This is a genomic window from Pseudomonas sp. FR229a (assembly GCF_030209115.1).
Classification (GTDB): Bacteria; Pseudomonadota; Gammaproteobacteria; order Pseudomonadales; family Pseudomonadaceae; genus Aquipseudomonas; species Aquipseudomonas moraviensis_A.
Map to the genome: position 1 here is coordinate 28,795 of NZ_JARVSP010000021.1, position 21,694 is coordinate 50,488.

The window sequence follows — 21,694 nt, forward strand, 5'->3', positions numbered from 1 at the left end:
GTTATGTCAAATAACGACCAAAAGCGCGACGAAGGCTACATCGAGAAGCTGGTTCAAGTTAACCGCGTAGCCAAAACCGTTAAAGGCGGCCGTATCTTCACTTTCACCGCGTTGACCGTGGTTGGTGATGGTAAAGGGCGTGTTGGCTTCGGCCGTGGCAAGTCACGTGAAGTGCCTGCTGCGATCCAGAAGGCAATGGAAGCTGCTCGCCGCAACATGATTCAAGTTGACCTGAACGGCACCACTCTGCAGTACGCAATGAAGTCCGCTCACGGCGCTTCGAAGGTGTACATGCAGCCTGCTTCTGAAGGTACCGGTATCATCGCTGGCGGCGCTATGCGTGCTGTCCTCGAAGTTGCTGGCGTTCAGAACGTTCTGGCCAAGTGCTACGGCTCGACTAACCCGGTAAACGTGGTTCACGCCACTTTCAAGGGTCTGAAGGCTATGCAGTCTCCTGAGTCCATCGCTGCCAAGCGTGGCCTGCGTGTTGAGGAGATCAAGTAATCATGGCTACCGTTAAAGTAACGCTGATCAAAAGCATGACCGGCCGCATCCCTAACCACAAACTGTGCGTTAAGGGTCTGGGTCTGCGTCGCATCGGTCACACTGTAGAAGTCCAGGATACTCCCGAGAATCGCGGGATGATCAACAAGGCTTACTACATGCTGCGTGTCGAGGGTTAATCGATGAAACTCAATGATCTGAGTCCAGCGCCGGGTTCCCGTCGCGAAAAGCATCGTCCGGGCCGTGGTATCGGTAGTGGTTTGGGCAAGACTGGTGGCCGTGGTCACAAAGGTCAGACCTCCCGCTCCGGTGGCACCATTGCTCCAGGCTTTGAAGGCGGTCAACAGCCGCTGCATCGTCGCCTGCCCAAGTTCGGTTTCGTTTCCCTGAAAGCCATGGACCGCGCAGAAGTGCGTCTGTCCGAGCTGGCCAAAGTGGAAGGCGACATCGTTACTGTGCAGTCCCTGAAAGATGCCAACGTGATCAACGTCAACGTACAGCGTGTGAAAATCATGCTGTCCGGTGAAGTGACTCGCGCTGTCACTATCGGCAAGGGAATCGGCGCCACCAAAGGTGCGCGTGCGGCTATCGAAGCAGCTGGCGGCAAGTTCGAGGAATAAATGGCTAAGCAAGGTGCTCTCTCTGCGCTCGGCAAAGGCGGTATGTCTGAACTCTGGGCTCGTCTGCGTTTTCTGTTCCTGGCGATTATCGTCTACCGAATAGGCGCACACATCCCGGTTCCAGGTATCAACCCGGACCGACTCGCAGACCTGTTTCGACAGAATGAGGGGACCATTCTTAGCTTGTTCAACATGTTCTCCGGCGGCGCGCTGGAACGGATGAGCATCTTTGCACTGGGGATCATGCCGTACATTTCGGCATCGATCATCATGCAACTGATGACCGCCGTCAGCCCGCAGCTGGAGCAGTTGAAGAAGGAAGGTGAAGCTGGCCGTCGCAAGATCAGCCAGTACACCCGCTACGGCACCGTCGTCCTCGCTCTCGTTCAGGCTATTGGCATGTCCATTGGCCTGGCGGGGCAGGGCGTTGCGTTCACTGGTGACTTTGGCTTCCATTTCGTCGCGGTAACCACTTTTGTGGCTGGTGCGATGTTCATGATGTGGCTGGGTGAGCAGATTACTGAGCGTGGTGTAGGCAACGGTATCTCGATGTTGATTTTTTCGGGTATCGTCGCCGGTCTTCCGAGAGCAATCGGGCAGTCTTTCGAGTCTGCGCGTCAGGGTGATATCAACATCTTCGCCCTGGTTGCCATCGGTTTGCTGGCAGTAGCGATTATCGGTTTCGTGGTGTTCATTGAGCGTGGCCAGCGTCGTATCGCTGTTCACTACGCCAAGCGTCAGCAGGGCCGCAAGGTTTTTGCTGCGCAGACAAGCCACTTGCCGCTGAAGGTGAACATGGCCGGTGTTATTCCGGCTATTTTCGCGAGCAGCATTTTGCTGTTCCCGGCTTCGTTGGGTGCCTGGTTCGGTCAGTCTGAAGGTATGGGCTGGTTGCAGGACATCTCGCAGTCGATCGCTCCTGGTCAGCCGTTGAATATTCTGCTGTTTAGTGCAGGGATTATTTTCTTCTGCTTCTTCTATACGGCGTTGATGTTCAATCCGAAAGACGTAGCGGAAAACCTGAAGAAGTCCGGTGCCTTTATTCCGGGCATCCGTCCAGGTGAGCAGTCTGCGCGCTATATCGATGGCGTTCTGACCCGCTTGACCATGTTCGGTGCTCTTTACATGACGGCCGTGTGCCTGTTGCCCCAGTTCCTGGTGGTTGCAGCAAACGTTCCGTTCTACCTTGGCGGGACCTCGTTGCTGATCGTGGTCGTGGTTGTGATGGACTTCATGTCCCAAGTACAATCGCACCTCGTTTCGCACCAGTACGAATCCCTGATGAAGAAAGCCAACCTGAAGGGTTACGGCAGCGGCATGTTGCGCTGAGTACCCATAAGGTTCGAGGAGTTGGTGATGAAAGTTCGTGCATCGGTGAAAAAGCTGTGCCGTAACTGCAAGATTATTCGCCGCGAAGGTGTTGTTCGAGTAATTTGCAGCGCGGAACCGCGTCACAAACAGCGCCAAGGCTGAGTGTGATTGTGCTTCAAGCCCGGTAGCTAGTGCGCTACCGGGTTGATTATTTGTTATTACAGCGATATTATCTCGCGCCCTATTTCTTGGCTTCCGGGGCGTAGGTAGCTGTCAATTGGAGTCCCACTGAATGGCCCGTATTGCAGGCGTTAACATTCCAGATAACAAGCATACTGTTATCTCGCTGACCTACATCTATGGTGTTGGTCGCACTACTGCGCAGAAGATCTGTGCAGTGACTGGGGTAAACCCAGCAGCAAAGATCAAAGATCTGAGCGACGAGCAAATTGAACAGCTGCGTGGCGAAGTGGCGAAGTTCACCACTGAAGGTGACCTGCGTCGCGAAATCAACATGAAAATCAAGCGCTTGATGGACCTCGGTTGCTATCGCGGTCTGCGTCATCGTCGTGGTCTGCCAGTACGCGGTCAGCGTACCAAGACCAACGCGCGTACCCGTAAAGGTCCGCGTAAGCCGATCCGCAAGTAATCGCCCCAGCGAATCGACAGGAATTTAATCATGGCAAAACCTGCTGCTCGTCCTCGTAAAAAAGTTAAAAAGACAGTGGTTGATGGCATCGCCCACATCCATGCATCTTTTAACAACACCATCGTGACCATTACCGACCGTCAAGGTAACGCTCTTTCCTGGGCTACCTCCGGTGGTTCGGGTTTCCGCGGTTCCCGCAAGTCCACCCCGTTCGCTGCTCAAGTAGCTGCTGAGCGTGCTGGTCAAGCTGCGCTGGAATACGGCCTGAAAAACCTCGACGTCAACGTCAAGGGTCCAGGTCCAGGTCGTGAATCCGCAGTCCGCGCTTTGAACGGCTGTGGCTACAAGATCGCCAGCATCACCGACGTGACGCCAATCCCGCACAACGGGTGCCGTCCGCCGAAGAAGCGCCGCGTGTAATCCAGGAGATTGTAAAGAATGGCTCGTTACATTGGTCCAAAATGCAAACTCGCTCGTCGCGAAGGCACCGATCTCTTCCTGAAGAGCGGCGTGCGCGCGATCGAATCGAAGTGCAACATTGAAGCAGCACCTGGTATCCACGGCCAACGCCGCGGCCGCCAGTCCGACTACGGCACCCAACTGCGTGAAAAGCAGAAGGTCCGTCGTATCTACGGCGTTCTCGAGCGTCAGTTCAGCGGCTACTACAAAGAAGCTGCTGGCAAGAAAGGTGCAACCGGTGAAAACCTGCTGCAACTTCTCGAATGCCGTCTGGACAACGTTGTATACCGTATGGGCTTTGGTTCGACTCGTGCCGAATCCCGTCAGCTGGTATCGCACAAGTCGATCAGCGTCAACGGTCAGACCGTAAACGTCCCGTCGTATCAGGTTCGTGCTGGTGACGTGGTTGCAGTTCGCGAGAAAGCAAAAAACCAACTTCGCATTGTCCAAGCTCTCGATCTGTGTGCCCAACGTGGCCGCGTAGAATGGGTAGAAGTAGACACTGAGAAGAAGTCGGGCGTTTTCAAGAACGTTCCTGCTCGCAGTGATCTGTCCGCCGACATCAACGAAAGCCTGATTGTCGAGCTCTACTCCAAGTAAGGGCTAGAAAATAGGTGCATCCATGCAGATTTCGGTAAATGAGTTCCTGACACCCCGCCACATTGATGTGCAGGTTGTCAGTCCAACCCGCGCCAAGATCACTCTCGAGCCTCTCGAGCGTGGTTTTGGCCACACCCTGGGCAACGCGCTGCGCCGCATCCTGTTGTCCTCAATGCCCGGCTGCGCAGTAGTCGAGGCCGAGATTGACGGTGTGCTCCACGAGTACAGCGCCATCGAAGGTGTACAGGAAGACGTAATTGAAATCCTGTTGAACCTTAAAGGTCTGGCCATCAAGCTGCACGGTCGTGACGAAGTTACGCTGACCTTGTCGAAGAAGGGTTCGGGGGTGGTTACCGCTGCCGATATTCAGCTGGATCATGATGTCGAGATCGTTAATCCCGATCACGTAATCGCTAACCTGGCGTCTAACGGCGCCCTGAACATGAAGCTCACCGTAGCTCGTGGTCGTGGTTATGAACCAGCCGACTCGCGTCAGAGCGATGAAGACGAAAGCCGCAGCATCGGTCGCTTGCAGCTCGATTCTTCGTTCAGCCCGGTTCGCCGTATCGCTTACGTGGTGGAAAACGCCCGTGTCGAGCAGCGTACCAACCTGGACAAGCTGGTTATTGATCTGGAAACCAACGGTACTCTGGATCCTGAAGAGGCTATCCGTCGCGCTGCAACCATCCTGCAACAGCAGCTGGCTGCGTTCGTCGACCTCAAAGGTGAAAGTGAGCCGCTGGTTGTCGAGCAGGAAGACGAGATCGATCCGATCCTGCTTCGCCCGGTTGACGATCTGGAACTGACTGTACGTTCGGCTAACTGCCTTAAGGCGGAAAACATCTACTACATCGGCGACCTGATTCAGCGTACCGAAGTAGAGCTGTTGAAGACTCCGAACCTGGGCAAGAAATCCTTGACTGAAATCAAGGACGTTCTGGCCTCCCGCGGTCTGTCCCTCGGCATGCGCCTCGACAACTGGCCGCCTGCAAGTCTTAAGAAGGACGACAAGGCGACTGCCTGATCGTCGTAATCACCGAACGTAGTGTTTGGTAAGGAATGAACCATGCGTCATCGTAAAAGTGGTCGTCACCTGAGCCGCACCAGCTCGCACCGCAAGGCCATGTTCCAAAACATGGCGGTGTCGCTGTTCGAGCACGAGCTGATCAAAACTACTCTGCCAAAAGCCAAAGAACTGCGCCGCGTTGCCGAGCCGCTGATCACTCTGGCCAAGACAGACAGCCTGGCTAACCGCCGTCTGGCTTTCGACCGTACTCGTTCGAAAGCTATCGTTGGTAAGCTCTTCAACGACCTGGGCAAGCGTTACGCTACCCGTGAGGGTGGCTACCTGCGCATCCTCAAGTGCGGTTTCCGCGCTGGCGACAACGCGCCTATGGCGTACGTCGAGTTGGTTGATCGTGCTACTGCTGGCGAAGCTGTATCCGCCGAGTAAGACGTCAGTCTGAAACAAAGAACCGGGCCTAGTGCCCGGTTTTTTGTGCCTGTAAGAAATGCGTCGTCCGTACAAGTTTCTGACATCGTCGAACTGCCACTATGTGCCGGGAAAACATAATTAGTAATTATCTATCGATGTCTGCAAGTTAATGAATTTGTAGCGATAACGTCGATGATCAATACTTCCCGCCAAGCCCATTAGCCGGCAGTTCAAAGACTGACAGAGGAAGAAGACCGCATGAGCCAGACCAAAACGCTTACAACCGCGAGTGGCGCGCCAGTCGCTGACAACCAGAATTCCCGCTCCGCCGGCCCACGCGGTCCGCTGCTGCTCGACGATTTCCATCTGCTCGAAAAGCTCGCGCACTTCAACCGTGAAAACATTCCTGAACGCCGCGTGCACGCCAAAGGCTCGGGCGCTTACGGTACGTTCACCGTCACTCGCGACATCACCGAATATACCAGCGCAAAACTGTTCGAATCGGTAGGTAAACAAACGCCAACCTTCCTGCGCTTTTCCACCGTAGGTGGCGAGCGTGGTTCGGCCGACACCGAGCGCGATCCGCGCGGTTTCGCCTTGAAGTTCTATACCGAAGAAGGCAACTGGGACATCGTCGGCAACAATACGCCGGTGTTTTTCATCCGTGATCCACTGAAGTTTCCGGACTTTATCCACACGCAAAAGCGTCTGCCGCAAAGCAACCTGAAAAGTGCGCAGATGATGTGGGATTTCTGGTCGCATTCGCCTGAAGCGCTGCACCAGGTCACCATTCTGTTTTCTGATCGCGGCATTCCGGACGGCTACCGTCACATGCACGGATTCGGTAGCCATACGTACAGCCTGATCAATGCCAAAGGCGAGCGTCATTGGGTCAAGTGGCATTACAAGACGCAGCAAGGCATCAAGAACCTGGCGCCCGCCGACGCCGCCCGTTTGGCGGGAACCGACCCGGACTACGCGCAGCGTGACCTGTTCGAGGCCATCGAGCGCGGTGATTTCCCGAAATGGCGCGTGTGCATTCAGATCATGACTGAAGCGCAAGCGGCCGCTCATTACGAAAACCCGTTCGACGTCACCAAAACCTGGTCACAGAAAGAGTTTCCGCTGATCGAAGTCGGTGAGCTGGAGTTGAACCGCAACCCGCTGAACTACTTCGCCGAAGTTGAACAGGCTGCATTCGGCCCGAGCAACATGGTGCCAGGCGTGGGTTTGTCCCCGGACCGCATGCTGCAAGGCCGCGTATTTGCCTACGCTGACGCGCACCGCTACCGCGTTGGCACCAACCACCAGCAATTGCCGGTGAATGCTCCACGCAGTCCGGTGAACACTTATCAGCGTGACGGCTCCATGGCGTTCGGCAGCAATGGTGGTGCGGCGCCGAACTATGAACCGAACAGCTACATCGAGTCGCCGAAACAAGCACCACATTACGCAGAGCCAGCACTGGCCTTGAGCGGTGCCGCAGATCGCTATGATCACCGCGAAGATACCGATTACTACAGCCAGGCCGGTGCCCTGTTCCGCTTGATGAGCGAGGAGCAGAAAGCGCTGCTGGTCAGCAACATCGCGGGTGCGATGGCAGGTGTTTCCAGCGACGTCGTCGATCGTCAGTTGCAGCATTTCTACAAAGCCGATCGGGCGTATGGAGAAGCAATCGCAAACCTGCTCAATGTACAGCTTAACGAAGTCTAAACGAGAAGCAGAACCGCCCTCATTTGGGCGGTTTTTGCGTTATTTGGCCTGCTTTTCTCGGAATATCTTCGCTTTTATTGCGCGAAGCGGGTGACCTTCCGGTCAGGTTGGTTCAAACTACAGACTTTCAGGAAGGGAGATGTAGGGCGATGCAAGGCCACCCAGATGTAATCGATTACCTCAATACGTTGCTGACCGGCGAACTGGCCGCGCGTGACCAATATTTCGTTCATTCACGGATGTATGAGGACTGGGGGTTCACCAAGCTCTACGAGCGCATCAACCACGAGATGGAAGAAGAAGCAGGCCACGCCGATGCATTGATGCGGCGGATCCTGATGCTCGAAGGCACGCCGCGCATGCGTCCGGATGATCTGGATGTCGGCACTACGGTGCCGGAGATGCTCGAAGCTGATCTGCGCCTCGAATACAAAGTCCGCGCTGCGCTTTGCAAAGGCATCGAGCTTTGCGAGCAGCACCAGGACTACGTCAGCCGCGAGATTCTGCGGGTTCAGCTCAACGACACTGAAGAAGATCACACCTACTGGCTGGAAAAGCAGTTGGGTCTGATCAAGCTGATCGGTCTCGAGAACTACCTGCAATCCCACGCGTCCTGATTGCAACGGCTACAAAAAAAAGCCCCTGTCACTTCAACGGTGACAGGGGCTTTTTCATGCCTTGCAGTTAAGCCCGATCGCGGATCAGCAACGGCTTGAGGTAATGGCCGGTGTGAGACTGCTTCATCTCGGCGACTTCCTCCGGCGTGCCGGTGGCAATGATCTGACCCCCTTTGGAACCGCCTTCAGGACCGAGGTCCACCAGCCAGTCAGCGGTCTTGATCACATCGAGGTTGTGCTCGATGACCACCACGGTGTTGCCGTGATCGCGCAGGCGATGCAGAACGTCGAGCAACTGCTGGATATCCGCAAAGTGCAGACCGGTGGTCGGCTCATCAAGGATGTACAGGGTTTTGCCGGTATCGCGCTTGGACAGCTCGCGCGACAACTTGACCCGCTGTGCTTCACCTCCGGACAGGGTCGTCGCCGACTGCCCGAGTTTGATGTACGACAGGCCGACATCCATCAGCGTCTGCAGCTTGCGCGCCAGTGCTGGCACCGCGTCGAAGAACTCCCGAGCTTCCTCGATGGTCATTTCGAGGGTCTCGTGGATGCTCTTGCCCTTGTATTTGATCTCAAGGGTTTCGCGGTTGTAGCGCTTGCTCTTGCACACATCGCAGGGCACGTAGATGTCCGGCAGGAAGTGCATCTCCACCTTGATCAGGCCATCGCCCTGACACGCCTCGCAACGCCCGCCCTTGACGTTGAACGAGAAACGCCCAGGGCCATAACCACGAGAGCGTGACTCGGGCACGCCGGCAAACAGTTCGCGGATCGGCGTGAACAGCCCGGTATACGTCGCCGGGTTGGAACGCGGTGTACGGCCGATCGGGCTCTGGTCGATATCGACGACTTTGTCGAGATGCTCCAGACCTTTGATGCTGTCGTGTGCCGCCGCTTCAAGCGTGGTCGCGCCATTGAGTGCCGTGGCGCTCAGCGGGAACAGCGTGTTGTTGATCAGCGTCGATTTGCCCGAGCCGGATACGCCGGTCACGCAGGTCAGCAGGCCGATCGGGATATCCAGATCGACATTGCGCAAGTTGTTGCCACGCGCACCTTTGAGCGACAGGTTGAGCTTCTTGTTGCGCGGCGTGCGTTTGGCCGGCACTTCGATCTTCACCCGGCCGGACAGGTATTTGCCGGTCAGCGAATCCGGGTGCGCCATGACTTCGTCCGGCGTGCCTTCGGCAACAATCTGCCCGCCGTGCACACCTGCGCCAGGGCCGATATCGACAACATAGTCAGCCAGGCGAATCGCGTCTTCGTCGTGCTCGACCACAATCACCGTGTTGCCGATATCGCGCAAATGCTTGAGCGTGCCGAGCAGTCGGTCGTTATCGCGCTGATGCAGACCAATCGACGGCTCATCGAGGATGTATAGAACGCCAACCAGTCCGGCGCCGATCTGGCTGGCGAGACGGATCCGCTGCGCCTCGCCACCGGAGAGTGTGTCCGCGCTGCGATCCAGCGACAGATAGTCGAGGCCGACGTTGACCAGGAACTGCAGACGCTCGCGAATTTCCTTGAGAATCTTGTCAGCGATCTCGCCACGCCGACCGGTCATCTTCAGCGCACCGAAGTATTCGCAGGCATCGCCGATCGGCAGATTGGTCACTGCCGGCAGGGTTTTCTCACCGACCCAGACGTGCCGGGCTTCGCGGCGCAGACGCGTGCCACGGCAATCCGGGCAGGCCTGATGGCTGAGGAACTTGGCCAGCTCCTCGCGCACGCTCGCCGATTCGGTTTCGCGGTAACGGCGCTCCAGATTGGGCACGATGCCTTCGAACGGGTGCGAGCGTTTGACGATGTCGCCACGGTCGTTCAGGTACTTGAAGTCGACGTTCTGCGAGCCGCTGCCGTGCAGGATGAACTTCTGCTGCTCGGCGCTCAGGTCGTTGAAAGGCTTGTCCAGGCTGAACTTGTAATGCGAGGCGAGTGAGCCAAGCATCTGGAAGTAATAGACGTTGCGCCGGTCCCAGCCGCGTATCGCGCCCTCGGCCAGGGTCAGCTCGCCGTTGACCAGACGCTTGATGTCGAAGAACTGCTTCACGCCCAGGCCATCGCAGGTCGGGCAGGCGCCGGCCGGGTTGTTGAAGGAAAACAGCTTGGGTTCCAGCTCGCTGATCGCGTGGCCGCAGATCGGGCAGGCGAAGCGTGCGGAGAAGATCATTTCTTCGCCCGGCTCGTCGTCCATCGGCGCCACCAGGGCAATGCCATCAGCCAGTTTCAGCGCGGTCTCGAAGGACTCGGCCAGACGTTGCTGCAGATCGGCGCGAACCTTGAAGCGATCGACGATCACGTCAATCGAGTGCTTCTTCTGTTTATCCAGCTTCGGCAGCTCGTCGAGTTCGCAAATGCGCCCGTTGACCCGGGCGCGGACGAAACCTTGCGCACGCAATTCTTCGAAGACTGACAGGTGTTCGCCCTTGCGCTCGCGGATCACCGGTGCCAGCAGCATGAGTTTGCTGCCTTCCGGCTGCGCCAGCACCAGATCGACCATCTGGCTGACGGTCTGCGCTTCCAGCGGAATGTCGTGATCCGGGCAACGCGGCGTACCCACGCGGGCATAGAGCAGACGCAGGTAGTCGTAGATTTCGGTGATGGTGCCGACCGTGGAGCGCGGGTTGTGCGAGGTCGACTTCTGTTCGATGGAGATCGCCGGCGACAGGCCTTCGATGGTGTCGACGTCGGGTTTTTCCATCATCGACAGGAACTGCCTGGCGTAGGCCGACAGCGATTCGACATAGCGGCGCTGACCTTCGGCATACAGCGTGTCGAACGCCAGGGATGACTTGCCGGATCCGGACAGGCCGGTGATGACGATCAGTTTGTCCCGTGGCAGGGTCAGGTCGATGTTCTTCAGGTTGTGGGTACGGGCCCCACGTATCAGGATCTTGTCCAAAGTGGCCTCGCTCGGCGGGCGTCGAAAACGTAGGAGTATACGGGCAAATACTGGATGGATGCACACTATCCAACGAAGGGCGTTCTGCCGTTCATGAAGAGAGTTTCATCTATACGCGTCATAGCGTCGCGATATACCCCGTCTTCCGATGGGACTGGTAGAATCGCCGCCGGTTCACACGAGGTTTTTCCATGCACGATCCCCACAGCGAACGCATGAGTGGCAGCGAGACCCGCGCGGCGAGCGGTCTGGCCCTGGTGTTCGCCTTCCGTATGCTTGGCATGTTCATGGTGTTGCCGGTGCTGGCGACCTATGGCATGGATCTGGCGGGAGCGACCCCGGCCCTGATCGGGCTGGCGATTGGCGCTTACGGTCTGACCCAGGCGATTTTCCAGATCCCGTTCGGGATCATTTCGGATCGCATCGGTCGTCGACCGGTGATCTACCTCGGTCTGATTGTCTTCGCTCTTGGCAGTGTTCTCGCGTCCCAGGCCGATTCGATCTGGGGCGTGATTGCCGGGCGGATCCTGCAGGGCGCCGGGGCGATTTCCGCGGCGGTCATGGCGCTGCTTTCCGACCTGACCCGCGAACAGCATCGCACCAAAGCCATGGCGATGATCGGCATGACCATCGGCCTGTCGTTCGCCGTAGCCATGGTCGTGGGGCCGTTGCTGACCAGCGCTTTCGGGTTGTCGGGACTGTTCCTTGCCACCGGCGCGATGGCGCTGGTCGGCATCCTGATCATCATGTTCATGGTGCCGCAGTCCACCGGGCCACTGCAGCATCGTGAATCCGGCGTGGCGCGGCAGGCACTGATGCCGACGCTCAGGCACCCGGACCTGCTGCGCCTCGATCTGGGCATCTTTGTGTTACATGCCATGTTGATGTCGAGCTTCGTTGCTCTGCCGCTGGCGCTGGTGGAAAAAGCCGGTTTGCCCAAGGAGCAGCACTGGTGGGTCTACCTCACCGCATTGCTGATTTCGTTCTTCGCCATGATCCCGTTCATCATCTACGGCGAGAAGCGACGCAAAATGAAACGAGTTTTGCTCGGCGCCGTCATGACACTGATGCTGACTGAACTATTCTTCTGGCAGTTCGGCGATAGCCTGCGCGCCCTGGTGATCGGCACGGTGGTGTTCTTCACCGCGTTCAACCTGCTCGAGGCATCGTTGCCGTCGCTGATCAGCAAGGTTTCACCGGCAGGCGGCAAGGGCACGGCCATGGGCGTGTACTCCACCAGCCAGTTCCTCGGTTCGGCACTCGGCGGGATACTCGGCGGCTGGTTGTTCCAGCATGGCGGTCTGTCGGTTGTGTTCCTCGGATGCGCCGCGCTGGCTGCACTTTGGCTGGCCTTTGCTGTTACCATGCGCGAACCTCCCTACGTGACGAGCCTGCGCTTGCCGTTGTCGCCCGAAGCGATCCGCGAAGCGGGTCTGGTCGAGCGCCTCAAGGCCCTGGTAGGGGTAACAGATGCAGTGATAGTCGCCGAAGAGGCGGCTGTTTACATCAAACTGGACAAAGAATTAGTGGATCGCACCACCCTCGAACGCCTGGTCAACAACCCGGCCGGGGCTGCGTGCGACGCTTAGGAGAACGTTATGGCCCGTGGGGTTAACAAAGTCATATTGGTCGGCACTTGCGGCCAGGATCCCGAAGTTCGCTACCTGCCTAACGGTAACGCCGTGACCAACCTGAGTCTGGCCACCAGCGAACAATGGACCGACAAGCAGACCGGTCAGAAGGTCGAAAAGACCGAGTGGCACCGTGTGTCGATGTTCGGCAAGGTTGCCGAGATCGCTGGCGAATACCTGCGCAAGGGTTCGCAGGTCTACATCGAAGGCAAGCTGCAGACCCGCGAGTGGGAAAAGGACGGCATCAAGCGTTACACCACTGAAATCGTGGTCGACATGCAAGGCACCATGCAACTGCTCGGCGGCCGTCCACAACAGGGCGACCAGCAAGGCGGCGGCAACAATTACCAGCAGCAGGCGCCACGTCAGCAGGCCCCACGCCCGCAGCAGTCGGCTCCGCAGCAGCGTTCGGCTCCACCAGCGCCGCAGCAGGCCGCACCGCAACCGGCTCCGGATTTCGACAGCTTCGATGACGATATTCCGTTCTGATTTGCCGCTGTAAACGCTTCCAATGAAAAGGCCCGTCGCTTAAACGACGGGCCTTTTTTGTGAGGCTATTTCAGCGCGACCCCTATCACCTGTAGGAGCTGACGAGTGCAACGAGGCTGCGATCTTTTGATCTTTAAAAGCAACGTCAAAAGATCGCAGCCTCGTTGCACTCGTCAGCTCCTACATGGGGAATCGTTTCAGTCGAGGATCAGGTGCGGCAGGAAGCGGCTGGAGTCCTTGGTGATCAGACTGTTGTCCTCGCGCACACCAATTCCCGCCGCCTCATCACCAATCACCCACGAACCGATCAGCGTGTAGCTGTCGCCAAACTTCGGCAGCGGCGCGAACTCCTGCAGGATGAACGGCGCATCGGTGTACGGCCCATCCTCTTTGACGATCAGACCCTGGGCCGTTTGCAGCTCGATGTTGGCGCCTTCACGGGAAAAGTACGGCTTGCGCACCCAGCCTTTCGGCACGGCGCTCTGCGGATTCGGATCGAGGTGCGCGGCGAGCAGATTCGGATGACCCTTGTGCAGTTCCCACAGCAACGGCAGCACACCTTTGTTCGACAGAATCGCCTTCCACGCCGGTTCGAAAAACTGCGTGTCGCACTCGGCGATCGCTGTGCCGAACGGTTCGTGGAAGATGAATTCCCAGGCGTGCAGCTTGAACAGGTGCGGGATCCAGCGATCCTGCAGATCGACGAACCGGCCTTCAGCCGTCAGGCCGATGTCTTCGATATCGATGTGGCGTGATTCGATGCCGACCTTTTCCGCGATCAACCGCAGGTAGTCAGTGGTGCCTTTGTCCTCGACCGAATCCTTCATCGAAGCGAAGTAGAACGGCCGCTTCAACTGCAGTTCGGCGAAAACCTGGTGCAGCCTGGTGTCGATGCTGTTGAACTGGTCGGCATGCGGTGGCAGCGTGCCGCGCTCGATGCACTGTTCCAGCCAGCCCCACTGAAATGCCGCCGCTTCGTAAAGGCTGGTCGGCGTGTCGTAGTTGAGCTCCAGCAGTTTCGCCGGGCCGCTGCCGCTGTAGGAAAAGTCCATGCGACCGTACAGATGCGGATGACCTTCGCGCCAGGAGGTGCGGATCATGTCGTAGTACGCCGCCGGAATGCTCAAGCGATCGAGCAACGCCTCGCTGTTTACCACGCGCTCAACCAGATCCATGCACATCTCATGCAGTTCGGTGGTCGGGTCTTCGAGATCGTTCTCGATCTGCGCGAGGCTGAACTGGTAGTAGGCGCTTTCGTCCCAGTACGGTTCGTCGTCGATGGTGTGGAACAGGAAACCGAGGCTTTCGGCGGTGTGCTTCCAGTCGGGGCGCTCGGCGCAGTGGATCTTTTTCATGTCAGCTGCTCGAGCGTCCGGAACTGCTGCCCCAGCCACCCCAGCCGCTGCGGGCGCTGGACTGGCTACCGAAGCCGCCGCGCGAGGTCGAGGCAGCAACGTTCACCGGTTTGCTCTTGCTGCTTTCGTAATCCGGCTGGCTGCGCGTGGTCGTTTCAGCTTTGCGGTACTGCGTTGAGGTGTTGTACGGCTGGCGCGTTTCACGATCGCGGTAAACGCTGCGATCGGAGTTGTTGCTCATTGCGTTGCCGATCAGCCAACCGCTCAGCCAGCCATTGCCGCCGCCACCTGAACCGCCGGAAGAGTGCGAGCCGCCGTGACTTGCGCTGCTGCTGGTGGTGTCGCCCGCCGGCATTTGCGCATCGGCAATGGCATCCAGATTTTGCGGCTCTTCACCCTTCTGCGGCACCTTGAAACCGCCGAGTCTGGGGACGAAGCGGCCATCGGAATTTTTCTGACACCAGCCAGCGGCAAAGTCTGCGTCGCATTGGGTCTTGTCGTCGTAGGCCGGGGCGATGCGTCGGTGTTCGCCAAGGGCGGCGACGTAGGCGCTGGAGCAGACGTCGGGGGCCACTTCGGCGTCAACGCACTGTTCAACGCTCTGAAAACTGCGCGGCTGATCCACTGCTGCCGCTTCACCGGAAATGGCCATCGCCACTGACGCGGCGAGGGACAACTGCACGTATTTGCTGCGTTTCATCGAGAGGCTTCCTGCCGGTCAGTGGGACGGGGTCATGCACGCGGCATTGAGCATGCCGACGCTGATCGCCACGGCAGCCACATAAATGCCGGCCGCCACTTCGCCGTTGGCGATGCGCTGGGACGTGCCCTTGAGCACCAGCCCGGTAGCCACGAACGCCAACAATTGCACAACGGCAGCGATAACCGCCCAGAGCACGAAGTCGAGCACGTTGACCGAGTAGGCAATCACATTGCTCGCGGGAATGGCGAAGCCGATTATCGCGCCGGAAAGGGCGATAGCCGCAGCAGTATTGCCGGCGCGGATCAGCTCGAATTCCTTGTGCGCGGTGATGCGCGTGTAGACGAATTGAAACAGCATGAACAGCAACACGGCGCCGATCAGGTAGACGACAAAACCGACCAGCGCGGTTTTGTTCAGGGAAACGGCCAACACTTCCAGCATGAAAAACTTCCTTTTTAGATGGCGCTCAAATCAGTCGTGTACAGCGAGATGCCCAGCGAGGTGCTCAGGCTGACGGTGCCTTCTTCATCCTGTTCGACGGAGAACAACAGCAGTTCGCGGCGATCGGTCAGGCCGGTGTCGCGGGCATACAGCATCGCGTGGTGCTTGATGGTGTAGGACTCGTCCGGGTTGACCACGTGTTCGGTCATTGGCACCAGTTCGGTCTGCTGCAGCTCGGTGCCCCATTCGCGCGTGTATTCGACACCGTCACGGGTGTAGGTCGGCAGGCCGATCAGACTGTTGGGGCCGGCGAGACGCTGCAGTTCGGCGTCGCTGTTGACCGTCACATAGCTGAGGTAATTGAACAGGGTGACCGACTCGATCTGGTCTTCACCGGTGACGTGGATCTGTACCCAGAAATCCTCGTCGTTCATGTAATAGCGGTGCAATTTGTTGGACTGGCCGAGATCGACCCAGCCGGCGCTCCACACCGCTTGATCGAACGGCACCCGCACCGACGTCGAGCCTTCCAGCAGCAGCGCCAGGGTCGTGTCAAAGCGCACGCCTTTGCCTTGCGCCATGCCGAGAGGGCCGCTGGCGCCGGTGGTGGTTGGCGCAGCGGTCTGCCAGGTGCTGGTGCCGAGCAAGTCTTTAAACCATCCCATGGGTACGTTCCTTGAAGCGGGTGGAGGTGTTCGGGGTTGAAAAAGTGGCGGTAGTGTACCGGGCGCAGGGGTGTACGAGCAGGGGCAATAGCTCAGCGCAAACAATGTAGGAGTGAGCCTGCTCGCGATGGCGGCGGGTCAGTCAACACTGAAGTTGAATGTTTTGGCCCCATCGCGAGCAGACTCACTCCTACAAAGGGTTGCGCAACAGCTTACTGCGCGGACTTCTGCTTCAGCCGCTCAAGAATCGCGTTGGCGCTGCCTTCGTTCGGCGTGATGCCGGCGTCGCGCAGTTTGCGTTCAAGGTCGTTGCCGCTGGAGGCGTCGGCCAGTTCGTCCGCTGCGCTCAGTTCGGCAGCGCGTTGCTGTTGCTTGGCTTGCAGGCGATTCAGGGTGCCGACGGCGGTCTCGAGTTTGCCGTTGGCGCCGCCGCTGGCAATGGATGCGCTGACCTGGGCCTTTTGCACGCTGTCGCGAGCCTTGGCCATGTCGACTTGCTGGCGCAGGCTCTTGATCCGCGATTCGGCTTTGCTGATGTCTTTGCGCATGTTGTCGGCGTAGGCGCCGAATTCATCGCTGAGCTTCTTCTCGGCAGCGAGGTCGTTGGTCAGGGTCGAAATCGCTTCGGCCACTTCCAGTGCCAGGTCTTCACGGCCGGCATTCAGTGCGGCAACGGCCTTGGCTTCAAGGTCCTTGATCTTGGCGTCGTACTCGCTGACGCGGTCGGCGGCCAGTTTGTGTTTGGCCATGATCGTCACCAGTTCGCGGCGGGCGTTCGACAGCGCGCTGTCGGCGTCGCGGATTTCCTGATCGAGGATGCGCAGCGCCTGCTGATCGGCGATGGCTTCGCCGACTTCGTTGGCGCCGCCGCGCAGCGCGGTGAACAACTTGCTCCAGATGGACTGAGTCATTGGATATTCCCTGTTGATTACTTGAAGAAGTGTTCGAAGGCTTCGCTGGCGCGCTGCACGTTGTCGACCAGGGTTTTCACCTCGGTGACCACGTTGGTCAGGCTCGAATCAGCGCTGAGGGCGCCGAACATGTTGTAGACGGTCTGCCCGTTGGGCATCGACTCGATACCGATCGACGACAGCGGGAACATCTCGCGGCTGCGCAGCACGGCATCGTTGAACGCCTGGACGTTGCTGATCGAGTCGATGTCCACCAGCACGGTGTCGACGATGATCTGCTGGCCGGCCAGGGCGATGTGAATCGGCAGGCCGCCGAATTCGTTCATTTCCAGCTTGATGCTCGGCTCGGAGCTCTGGATCAGCGACAGCGTGATCTCTTGCGAAGCCACCTCGTCCAGCGCCTTGAGGGCATTGAAGAGGCTATCGATGGTCCAGTTGTTGCCTGCGCTCATGTATTTCTCCGACATGAAAGAGCCAGCCAGGATCGGTTGGCGTAGCTGTTGCTCCATTTGCTTGAGCAAGCTTCGGTTTTCCGGAAGCACCCAAGTCTCGTGTTTCACATAACCGGCGGCGGCCAGGCCTGCGCGCATCTGCTTCATGTAGAAGCTCGAGGGTTTTTTCGCTGACGTCCTGGCACGCTCGCCCCTGGGGCTGGCTGCGGCAGGCGTCGGAGTGCGGCTTGTCATGGCTGGAATCCGGTTATGAGCATCTCACGCGTGGGCCACACTACAACCAATGCAAAGTGCCATCAATGACTCACGCGTGAGATTTTCATGACAGACGCAAAAAGGCCCGCAACGCGGCGGGCCTCTGGGTTGTGCAGTTGTTGCTAGGCGTTGCTGTGCAGGAATTGGTCAGTCGAAACCACGGTGGCGTAGGCGAAACTCAGCGCCGACATGAAGGCTGCGTGCACTTGGGCAGCCGGCACCGTCAGGCCATTGAATTCGAGATCACGGCTGGCGCAGGCATCGTGTATCACCGTGACGCCGTAACCCATGTCCGCCGCCGCGCGGGTGATGCCATCGATGCACATATGGCTCATGCTGCCGATCACCACCAGGTCGGTGATGCCTTGTTCGTCGAGCACCGATTTCAGTTCGGTTTCGCGGAACGAGTTGACGAAGTGCTTGAGTACCACCGGCTCGTTGGCGCGGTTGCGCACCTTCGGATGCAGTTCGGCGCCCTCGGAGCCGGGAGTGAAAAACGGTGCATCGTCGGAGGTGAATTCGTGACGAATGTGCACCACGGAATCGCCCGCTTCGCGAAAGGCTGCGATCAGCCGCGCGGCGTTGTCGGCAGAGGCGTCGGCGCCGACCAGCGGCCACTTGCCTTGGGGGAAGTAGTCGTTCTGGATATCGACTACGATGAGCGCTTGCTTGGCCATGGGATTGTCCTCGAGACGGTGATTGGGTGTGGCCTCAGTATTGACGCTGGCCGAGGATTCGAGGATTGGCCGCACCGACAATAGACGGGGGAAAACTGACAATGGCTGCACAAAAAGCCGTCACCGCTGAGCTGGGCGTGCTGATTTACCCCGGCGCGCAACTGGCGGCGGTGCACGGTCTGACCGATCTGTTCGCGGTGGCCAACCGTATCGCCGCCGAGCATCAGGCCGCGCGGTTGCCCGTGCTGCGGGTCAGTCACTGGCAGGTTGCGGGCGATCAGTCGCTGGCGCGGGTCTATGACAGTCATCCGGGTACCGAGAACGCTTTGCTCGCCGTGCTGATTCCGCCGTCCCTCGGCGGGTTCGATGCAGCGCAGATGACCGCGAGCCTGACGCAATGGCTGCGCGATCAGCATGCACGCGGCGCAACCCTCGGTGGCGTCTGCGTAGGCTCGTTGATGCTGGCCGAAAGCGGCTTGCTCGACGGGCGCAGCGCCACCACCCACTGGACCTCGGCCCAGGCGTTCGCCGAGCGTTATCCGCACATCAAACTGAAGGCCGACACGCCGATTGTCGATGACGGCGACCTGATCACCACGGCCGGGCTGATGGCCTGGTCGGAACTGGGATTGCGCCTGGTCGATCGCTTGCTCGGCCCGAGCATCGCCACCGCGACCGCGCGTTTTCTGGTGATGGAACACAGCGACAGCGCCAGTGAATGCGGAAGCAATTTCGCACCGATCCTCAGTCATGGCGACGCGGCCATTCTCAAGGTCCAGCACTGGCTGCAAAGCACCGGGGCGACGGAGGTTTCGCTGGCGGCGATGGCCGAGCGCGCGGGACTGGAAGAGCGCACGTTTCTACGCCGATTCCGCGCCGCGACAGGCTTGAAACCGACCGAGTATTGCCAGCACCTGCGGGTGGGCAAGGCGCGGGAAATGCTTGAATTCACCAATGGCACGATCGATCACATAGCCTGGACGGTGGGCTATCAGGATCCAGGCGCGTTTCGCGCGATCTTCAAGAAGATCACCGGGCTGGGGCCAAGTGATTACCGCACAAGGTTCGGCCTGACGCGATAGCCCAGGCACGATGAACTACTGTAGGAGTGAGCCTGCTCGCGATAGCGGTGGGTCAGTCACCATTCGTGTTGGATGAGATACCGCTATCGCGAGCAGGCTCACTCCTACAGGGGAATGGGCTGAGGCGCGGGATCGTGCAATTTGCCGGAATTTTACCCGCCGTCGTGCAGTTTGAAACAGGCGCGATGCCAGCACCTCGGCGGCAAACACCCGATAACCGGGCGGTTTGTTGAGATCGATGATTGGCCTGATCTCTGCAATTTCCGTGAGTGAACCCATCGACTGATGCAAGGGGAACGCATGACCCCGACACCCAGCAAGAAAATCGTCGTGGCCCATTCGGTGCGTGCCGAGGCGCCGCAACATGAAGTCGAGACCAACAAGGCCCTGGCGCGCTGGCTGGCGCAGATTCTCGGCTGCAAATTCGGCGGCAGTTACGATCCGGCGAAACATTCAGGCCGTGAACTGTACCTGCTGCCGACGCAAACCATCGTCGGCGCCGCCCATGCTCAAGCGCTGGGCATCAAAGGCCCTGATGATTTGTGGGGCGGCTACGTCGAATACGATTTCATCTGCACCAAAGCCATCAGCCACGGCCTGCGCAGCCATCTGGCGCAGGCGCCGCAGGGCTGGTCGCCGCTGTTCTCGGAGCGGGTGCGCAACGTTGTGCTCGACGGTCTCAGCGTATTCGCCCTGGAAGATGCGCGGCCCGCCGCCGAGCATCTGCTGTACGCCGGGCCGATTCGCTTGAAGCCGATTCACGCGTGCGCCGGTCGCGGCCAGGAAGTGATCAAGAGCCTCGACGCGTTCGATGAAATCCTCGCGCGCCCCGAAGCACAAAGCTTGTTCAGTGACGGCGTAGTGCTGGAGCAGGACTTGCGCAACGTGGTCACCCATAGCGTCGGCCAGTCGTTTATCGGCGGCAAGGTCTTGAGTTATTGCGGCGATCAATACTTGACCGAGGACGGTCATGGCGAAGAGGTCTACGGCGGTTCGAACCTGCTGGTGGTGCAGGGCGGCTATGACCAATTGCTCGCGCTGGATCTGCCCGATGATGTGCGCCTGGCCATCGAACAGGCTCAGGTGTTCGACAGCGCAGCTGACGAAGCCTACCCACGCTTCTTCGCTTCGCGGCGCAATTACGATATCGCCCAGGGCCTGGACGCCGACGGCAACCAGCGCAGCGGCGTGCTCGAACAATCCTGGCGCATGGGCGGCGCCAGCAGTGCTGAAGTGGCCGCGCTGCAAAGCTTCGTCAACGATCCACAGATGCGCGCCATCCGCGTGTCGTCGGTGGAAACCTATATCGATCAGGCGCTGCCGGCGGACGCCATCGAGGTCTATCGCGGCCCGGCGGAAAACAGCGCGTTTCTTCTCAAATATGTGACGGTCCAATCCTATGACGGCTAGAAGCGAAAGCATTCAAATCGACATCGATGACGAACAGATGAGCGGGACTTTTCTCAGTCCCAAATCGAAAGTCCCGGGGGTGTTGTTTGTTCACGGTTGGGGCGGCAGTCAGGAGCGCGATCTGGAACGGGCCAAAGGCATTGCCGGCCTGGGTTGTGTGTGCCTGACCTTCGACCTGCGCGGGCATACCGGCGGCACCGGGATTCCCCTGTCCCGGGTGACCCGTGAGGATAATCTGCGTGACTTGCTGGCAGCCTATGATCGCCTGCTGGCGCACCCGGCCCTCGACACCTCGGCGATCGCCGTGGTCGGCACCAGTTATGGCGGTTATCTGGCTTCGATCCTGACCTCACTGCGCCCGGTGCGCTGGCTGGCGCTGCGCGTGCCGGCGCTGTACCGCGATGAACAGTGGCACACGCCCAAGCGCGATCTGGACAAGGCCGATCTGCGCGATTATCGCAATACGCTGGTGCGTGCCGACAGCAATCGCGCCTTGCACGCCTGTTCGCAATTCACCGGCGACGTGCTGCTGGTGGAATCGGAAACCGACGACTTCGTACCTCACGCGACGATCATGAGTTACCGCGCAGCGTGTCAGCAGACTCACTCGTTGACGCACCGGATTATCGATGGCGCCGATCACGCATTGAGTGATCCGGTGTCGCAGCAGGCCTACACGTCGATCCTGGTGGACTGGATTACCGAGATGGTGGTGGGGGAGCGGTTGAGCATTATCCAATCCAGATGATTTTCGGTGGTCTTGCGGACGCTATCGCGAGCAGGCTCACTCCTACATTTGGAATGCGTTCCCCC

At 58.9% G+C, this 21,694-nt stretch carries 25 protein-coding genes; 17 read left to right on the plus strand and 8 right to left on the minus strand.

Going from position 1 to position 21,694, the window contains the following annotated elements:
- Positions 1–3 precede the first annotated feature (3 nt).
- The 12 genes from rpsE (at position 4) to bfr (ending at position 7,908) form a co-directional block, all read left to right on the plus strand.
- Complete coding sequence (rpsE, locus tag QRN33_RS16535; RefSeq protein ID WP_007955637.1) at positions 4–504, plus strand: 30S ribosomal protein S5; 501 nt, start codon at positions 4–6, stop codon at positions 502–504.
- Positions 505–506: 2 nt separating this feature from the next.
- Positions 507–683 (plus strand): 50S ribosomal protein L30, encoded by a 177-nt coding sequence (rpmD, locus tag QRN33_RS16540; protein WP_003176408.1) that lies wholly within the window; start codon positions 507–509, stop codon positions 681–683.
- A 3-nt stretch (positions 684–686) separates the two neighbouring features.
- Entirely contained in the window at positions 687–1,124 is a 438-nt protein-coding gene (gene rplO / locus QRN33_RS16545; protein ID WP_003228720.1) for a 50S ribosomal protein L15, read from the plus strand.
- A complete protein-coding gene (gene secY, locus QRN33_RS16550; protein WP_042610655.1) occupies positions 1,125–2,453 on the plus strand; it encodes a preprotein translocase subunit SecY in 1,329 nt (442 codons plus the stop codon).
- Positions 2,454–2,480: 27 nt separating this feature from the next.
- Positions 2,481–2,597 (plus strand): 50S ribosomal protein L36, encoded by a 117-nt coding sequence (gene rpmJ / locus QRN33_RS16555; RefSeq protein WP_002555468.1) that lies wholly within the window; start codon positions 2,481–2,483, stop codon positions 2,595–2,597.
- Positions 2,598–2,727: 130 nt separating this feature from the next.
- The gene (gene rpsM / locus QRN33_RS16560) at positions 2,728–3,084 is read left to right on the plus strand and encodes a 30S ribosomal protein S13 (RefSeq protein WP_003186020.1); all 357 of its coding nucleotides are present in this window, start codon (positions 2,728–2,730) and stop codon (positions 3,082–3,084) included.
- A 30-nt stretch (positions 3,085–3,114) separates the two neighbouring features.
- Complete coding sequence (gene rpsK, locus QRN33_RS16565) at positions 3,115–3,504, plus strand: 30S ribosomal protein S11 (protein WP_002555466.1); 390 nt, start codon at positions 3,115–3,117, stop codon at positions 3,502–3,504.
- 18 nt (positions 3,505–3,522) lie between these two features.
- The gene (gene rpsD / locus QRN33_RS16570) at positions 3,523–4,143 is read left to right on the plus strand and encodes a 30S ribosomal protein S4 (protein ID WP_003176404.1); all 621 of its coding nucleotides are present in this window, start codon (positions 3,523–3,525) and stop codon (positions 4,141–4,143) included.
- A 22-nt stretch (positions 4,144–4,165) separates the two neighbouring features.
- On the plus strand, positions 4,166–5,167 hold the full coding sequence (locus tag QRN33_RS16575) for a DNA-directed RNA polymerase subunit alpha (protein WP_016772946.1): 1,002 nt from the start codon (positions 4,166–4,168) through the stop codon (positions 5,165–5,167).
- A gap of 42 nt (positions 5,168–5,209) precedes the next feature.
- Positions 5,210–5,596 carry a 50S ribosomal protein L17 gene (gene rplQ, locus QRN33_RS16580; RefSeq protein ID WP_003176402.1) on the plus strand — a complete coding sequence of 129 codons (387 nt, stop codon included), beginning with the start codon at positions 5,210–5,212 and terminating at the stop codon, positions 5,594–5,596.
- 240 nt (positions 5,597–5,836) lie between these two features.
- Complete coding sequence (locus tag QRN33_RS16585) at positions 5,837–7,291, plus strand: catalase (RefSeq protein ID WP_227973172.1); 1,455 nt, start codon at positions 5,837–5,839, stop codon at positions 7,289–7,291.
- Between the two features lie 149 nt (positions 7,292–7,440).
- Positions 7,441–7,908 (plus strand): bacterioferritin, encoded by a 468-nt coding sequence (gene bfr / locus QRN33_RS16590; RefSeq protein ID WP_042610653.1) that lies wholly within the window; start codon positions 7,441–7,443, stop codon positions 7,906–7,908.
- A gap of 67 nt (positions 7,909–7,975) precedes the next feature.
- Here bfr and uvrA read toward each other — a convergent pair whose 3' ends face one another.
- The gene (gene uvrA / locus QRN33_RS16595; RefSeq protein WP_039761937.1) at positions 7,976–10,810 is read right to left on the minus strand and encodes an excinuclease ABC subunit UvrA; all 2,835 of its coding nucleotides are present in this window, start codon (positions 10,808–10,810) and stop codon (positions 7,976–7,978) included.
- A gap of 191 nt (positions 10,811–11,001) precedes the next feature.
- On the opposite strand from uvrA, the gene QRN33_RS16600 reads away from it, so the two are divergent.
- Both QRN33_RS16600 and QRN33_RS16605 read left to right on the plus strand, forming a co-directional pair.
- Positions 11,002–12,399: an MFS transporter gene (locus QRN33_RS16600; RefSeq protein WP_065615575.1), complete on the plus strand. Its 1,398-nt coding sequence runs from the start codon at positions 11,002–11,004 to the stop codon at positions 12,397–12,399.
- A gap of 9 nt (positions 12,400–12,408) precedes the next feature.
- A complete protein-coding gene (locus QRN33_RS16605) occupies positions 12,409–12,930 on the plus strand; it encodes a single-stranded DNA-binding protein (protein ID WP_042610650.1) in 522 nt (173 codons plus the stop codon).
- A gap of 197 nt (positions 12,931–13,127) precedes the next feature.
- Here the strand turns inward: QRN33_RS16605 and QRN33_RS16610 are convergent, their stop codons facing one another.
- The 7 genes from QRN33_RS16610 to QRN33_RS16640 form a co-directional block, all read right to left on the minus strand.
- Entirely contained in the window at positions 13,128–14,285 is a 1,158-nt protein-coding gene (locus tag QRN33_RS16610; protein WP_285409377.1) for a glutathionylspermidine synthase family protein, read from the minus strand.
- A gap of 1 nt (position 14,286) precedes the next feature.
- On the minus strand, positions 14,287–14,985 hold the full coding sequence (locus QRN33_RS16615) for a DUF1190 domain-containing protein (protein ID WP_285409378.1): 699 nt from the start codon (positions 14,983–14,985) through the stop codon (positions 14,287–14,289).
- 18 nt (positions 14,986–15,003) lie between these two features.
- Positions 15,004–15,429 carry a DUF350 domain-containing protein gene (locus tag QRN33_RS16620; RefSeq protein WP_016772952.1) on the minus strand — a complete coding sequence of 142 codons (426 nt, stop codon included), beginning with the start codon at positions 15,427–15,429 and terminating at the stop codon, positions 15,004–15,006.
- A gap of 14 nt (positions 15,430–15,443) precedes the next feature.
- On the minus strand, positions 15,444–16,094 hold the full coding sequence (locus QRN33_RS16625) for a DUF2491 family protein (RefSeq protein WP_042610647.1): 651 nt from the start codon (positions 16,092–16,094) through the stop codon (positions 15,444–15,446).
- A 212-nt stretch (positions 16,095–16,306) separates the two neighbouring features.
- A complete protein-coding gene (locus tag QRN33_RS16630) occupies positions 16,307–17,005 on the minus strand; it encodes a PspA/IM30 family protein (RefSeq protein WP_042610646.1) in 699 nt (232 codons plus the stop codon).
- Between the two features lie 17 nt (positions 17,006–17,022).
- Positions 17,023–17,604, minus strand: coding sequence for a YjfI family protein (locus tag QRN33_RS16635; RefSeq protein ID WP_227973166.1), 582 nt, complete (start codon positions 17,602–17,604; stop codon positions 17,023–17,025).
- A 230-nt stretch (positions 17,605–17,834) separates the two neighbouring features.
- Positions 17,835–18,389: a cysteine hydrolase family protein gene (locus QRN33_RS16640; protein WP_285409379.1), complete on the minus strand. Its 555-nt coding sequence runs from the start codon at positions 18,387–18,389 to the stop codon at positions 17,835–17,837.
- A 101-nt stretch (positions 18,390–18,490) separates the two neighbouring features.
- Here QRN33_RS16640 and QRN33_RS16645 point away from each other — a divergent pair, with 101 nt between their 5' ends.
- The 3 genes from QRN33_RS16645 (at position 18,491) to QRN33_RS16655 (ending at position 21,629) form a co-directional block, all read left to right on the plus strand.
- Complete coding sequence (locus QRN33_RS16645; RefSeq protein ID WP_285409380.1) at positions 18,491–19,471, plus strand: GlxA family transcriptional regulator; 981 nt, start codon at positions 18,491–18,493, stop codon at positions 19,469–19,471.
- Between the two features lie 300 nt (positions 19,472–19,771).
- Entirely contained in the window at positions 19,772–20,881 is a 1,110-nt protein-coding gene (locus QRN33_RS16650) for a DUF3182 family protein (RefSeq protein ID WP_116658405.1), read from the plus strand.
- Complete coding sequence (locus tag QRN33_RS16655; protein WP_083353669.1) at positions 20,871–21,629, plus strand: alpha/beta hydrolase family protein; 759 nt, start codon at positions 20,871–20,873, stop codon at positions 21,627–21,629. Before QRN33_RS16650 ends, QRN33_RS16655 begins: the two co-directional genes overlap by 11 nt.
- Positions 21,630–21,694 lie beyond the last annotated feature (65 nt).

Excerpts from the sequence above, each read along its gene's own strand:
- rpsE (WP_007955637.1), top strand. The coding sequence starts at position 4 with ATGTCAAATAACGACCAAAAGCGCGACGAAGGCTACATCGAGAAGCTG.
- rpmD (WP_003176408.1), top strand. The coding sequence starts at position 507 with ATGGCTACCGTTAAAGTAACGCTGATCAAAAGCATGACCGGCCGCATC.
- rplO (WP_003228720.1), top strand. The coding sequence starts at position 687 with ATGAAACTCAATGATCTGAGTCCAGCGCCGGGTTCCCGTCGCGAAAAG.
- QRN33_RS16585 (WP_227973172.1), top strand. The coding sequence starts at position 5,837 with ATGAGCCAGACCAAAACGCTTACAACCGCGAGTGGCGCGCCAGTCGCT.
- QRN33_RS16640 (WP_285409379.1), bottom strand. The coding sequence starts at position 18,389 with ATGGCCAAGCAAGCGCTCATCGTAGTCGATATCCAGAACGACTACTTC.
- QRN33_RS16610 (WP_285409377.1), bottom strand. The coding sequence starts at position 14,285 with ATGAAAAAGATCCACTGCGCCGAGCGCCCCGACTGGAAGCACACCGCC.
- rpsK (WP_002555466.1), top strand. The coding sequence starts at position 3,115 with ATGGCAAAACCTGCTGCTCGTCCTCGTAAAAAAGTTAAAAAGACAGTG.
- secY (WP_042610655.1), top strand. The coding sequence starts at position 1,125 with ATGGCTAAGCAAGGTGCTCTCTCTGCGCTCGGCAAAGGCGGTATGTCT.
- QRN33_RS16655 (WP_083353669.1), top strand. The coding sequence starts at position 20,871 with ATGACGGCTAGAAGCGAAAGCATTCAAATCGACATCGATGACGAACAG.
- rplQ (WP_003176402.1), top strand. The coding sequence starts at position 5,210 with ATGCGTCATCGTAAAAGTGGTCGTCACCTGAGCCGCACCAGCTCGCAC.
- rpmJ (WP_002555468.1), top strand. The coding sequence starts at position 2,481 with ATGAAAGTTCGTGCATCGGTGAAAAAGCTGTGCCGTAACTGCAAGATT.
- QRN33_RS16620 (WP_016772952.1), bottom strand. The coding sequence starts at position 15,429 with ATGCTGGAAGTGTTGGCCGTTTCCCTGAACAAAACCGCGCTGGTCGGT.
- QRN33_RS16615 (WP_285409378.1), bottom strand. The coding sequence starts at position 14,985 with ATGAAACGCAGCAAATACGTGCAGTTGTCCCTCGCCGCGTCAGTGGCG.
- QRN33_RS16575 (WP_016772946.1), top strand. The coding sequence starts at position 4,166 with ATGCAGATTTCGGTAAATGAGTTCCTGACACCCCGCCACATTGATGTG.
- QRN33_RS16630 (WP_042610646.1), bottom strand. The coding sequence starts at position 17,005 with ATGACTCAGTCCATCTGGAGCAAGTTGTTCACCGCGCTGCGCGGCGGC.
- rpsM (WP_003186020.1), top strand. The coding sequence starts at position 2,728 with ATGGCCCGTATTGCAGGCGTTAACATTCCAGATAACAAGCATACTGTT.
- QRN33_RS16645 (WP_285409380.1), top strand. The coding sequence starts at position 18,491 with ATGGCTGCACAAAAAGCCGTCACCGCTGAGCTGGGCGTGCTGATTTAC.
- rpsD (WP_003176404.1), top strand. The coding sequence starts at position 3,523 with ATGGCTCGTTACATTGGTCCAAAATGCAAACTCGCTCGTCGCGAAGGC.
- QRN33_RS16625 (WP_042610647.1), bottom strand. The coding sequence starts at position 16,094 with ATGGGATGGTTTAAAGACTTGCTCGGCACCAGCACCTGGCAGACCGCT.
- QRN33_RS16635 (WP_227973166.1), bottom strand. The coding sequence starts at position 17,604 with ATGAAGCAGATGCGCGCAGGCCTGGCCGCCGCCGGTTATGTGAAACAC.
- QRN33_RS16650 (WP_116658405.1), top strand. The coding sequence starts at position 19,772 with ATGACCCCGACACCCAGCAAGAAAATCGTCGTGGCCCATTCGGTGCGT.
- QRN33_RS16600 (WP_065615575.1), top strand. The coding sequence starts at position 11,002 with ATGCACGATCCCCACAGCGAACGCATGAGTGGCAGCGAGACCCGCGCG.
- bfr (WP_042610653.1), top strand. The coding sequence starts at position 7,441 with ATGCAAGGCCACCCAGATGTAATCGATTACCTCAATACGTTGCTGACC.
- QRN33_RS16605 (WP_042610650.1), top strand. The coding sequence starts at position 12,409 with ATGGCCCGTGGGGTTAACAAAGTCATATTGGTCGGCACTTGCGGCCAG.